Annotated in this window: 2 protein-coding genes; both read right to left on the minus strand. The window is 62.0% G+C overall.

All coding sequences use genetic code 11. The features are described from left to right. Positions 1-447, minus strand: a 447-nt coding sequence (locus AC1DT3_RS21870; RefSeq protein ID WP_477467277.1) for an ATP-binding cassette domain-containing protein, incomplete at its 3' end; no start/stop codon positions are given. Further along, the coding region (locus AC1DT3_RS21875; RefSeq protein WP_477467278.1) for an ABC transporter ATP-binding protein at positions 447-1,197 on the minus strand (751 nt) is incomplete at its 5' end. The genes AC1DT3_RS21875 and AC1DT3_RS21870, both read right to left, overlap by 1 nt.

Consider the following 1,197-nt stretch of genomic DNA (forward strand, 5'->3'; position numbering starts at 1 on the left):
GTACTTGCTCGCATCGGACGCGGCCAATCCTACGCTTTCCAGCAACTCCCCGACGCGAGCCGCCACATCGCGCCGTCGGCGCAGGTGGTGGAGTTTGACCGGCTCGGCGATGATCCGCCCGACCCGCCACCGCGCATTGAGCGAAGAGAACGGATCCTGGAAGATCATTTGCAAGCGGTGCCCGTCCGCTGTCTTCCCCGCTCCAGCAAACCTGATMGTCCCCGACGTCGGTTTCATCAGTCCGGCGACAAGGCGGGCCAAAGTCGACTTGCCACAACCGCTCTCGCCGACGAGACCATAGGTTTCGCCATGCCTCACCGCAAAACTGACGCCGTCGACGGCCCGCGTGCCAGCATGCCTGGCCTTTCCGAACAACCGCAATGGCGACGAAGCGGAATTGAAAACCCGAGTGACCTGGTCAACCAAAAGGAAATCTGAATCAGGCATCAAACCACCATGGCCGTTAAAGGATGCCAGCAGGCATACGCCCCGATGGAATCGTTCTGCAGGATTGGACGCTCGGTGGCGCAGACCGAATCCGCATGGTTGCAGCGAGGATGGAAGGGGCACCCCGGTGGTATGGCGCCGAGATTGGGCATCGAGCCGGGGATCGGGTTGAGCTGCGCCACAAAATCGTGAACGGGCGGCGTCGCGTTCATGAGACCGCGGGTGTACGGATGCCGCGGCCTGTTGAGAATTTCGGCTGTCGGACCGATCTCGACGATCCGTCCCGCATACAGCACGGCAACCCGGTCGGCCATTTTGGCGATGACGCCCAAATCGTGGGTGATCAGCAACATGGCGACGCCGGTTTCGGCGTGAAGATCGCGCATGAGCTGGAGGATATGAGCTTGAACAGACACGTCGAGCGCTGTCGTCGGCTCATCGGCGATGACGAGGGACGGCTCGGCGCACAGGGCAAGCGCGATTACGATCCGCTGGCGCATTCCGCCGGAAAGCTCGTGCGGATATTGGTCGAGACGTCGCTCCGGATCGGACAATCCGACGCGATCGATCCATGAGATCGCCCGCTTTCGCGCCTCTTCGCGCCCGATGGGCAGATGGGCCGTCATCGTATCGACGAGTTGGCGGCCGATCGTCAGCACCGGATTGAGGCTTGTCAGCGGATCTTGAAAAATGAAACCTATCTTCCGGCCCCTGACACGCCGCATCCCTTCCGGCGGCAGCGTGTCGATC

The organism is Microvirga sp. P4_G7 (assembly GCF_056401005.1).